Here is a 404-nt window from a genome sequence, read left to right on the forward strand (position 1 = left end):
ACCAGTGATGCCCATCTGGGCCTGGTCGAAGCCATCGCCGCCAACCTACCCGGAGCCACCTGGCAACGATGCCGTACCCACTACGCCGCTAATCTCATGTCCGTCACCCCCAAAGCACTATGGCCCGCCGTCAAAGCGATGCTGCACTCGGTGTACGACCAACCCGACGCCGCCTCAGTCAACGCTCAATACGACCGACTCTTGGACTACGTCCACGACAAGCTCCCCGCCGTGTGTGATCACCTCGATCAAGCCAGGGCAGACGTCCTCGCCTTCGCGTCCTTCCCCACCGGGGTATGGACCCAGATCTGGTCCAACAACCCCAACGAACGCCTCAACCGCGAAATCCGCCGACGCACCGACACCGTGGGAATCTTCCCCAACCGACAAGCCATCATCCGCCT

The 404-nt window shown here is 62.1% G+C and carries 1 protein-coding gene; it reads left to right on the top strand.

Annotation, left to right across the window (positions count from 1 at the left end):
* Nucleotides 1-404, top strand: a 404-nt coding sequence (locus AB8C10_RS09255; protein ID WP_368867561.1) for a transposase, incomplete at both ends; no start/stop codon positions are given.

It is taken from the genome of Rothia mucilaginosa, assembly GCF_964210535.1.
Taxonomy (GTDB): domain Bacteria; phylum Actinomycetota; class Actinomycetes; order Actinomycetales; family Micrococcaceae; genus Rothia; species Rothia mucilaginosa_F.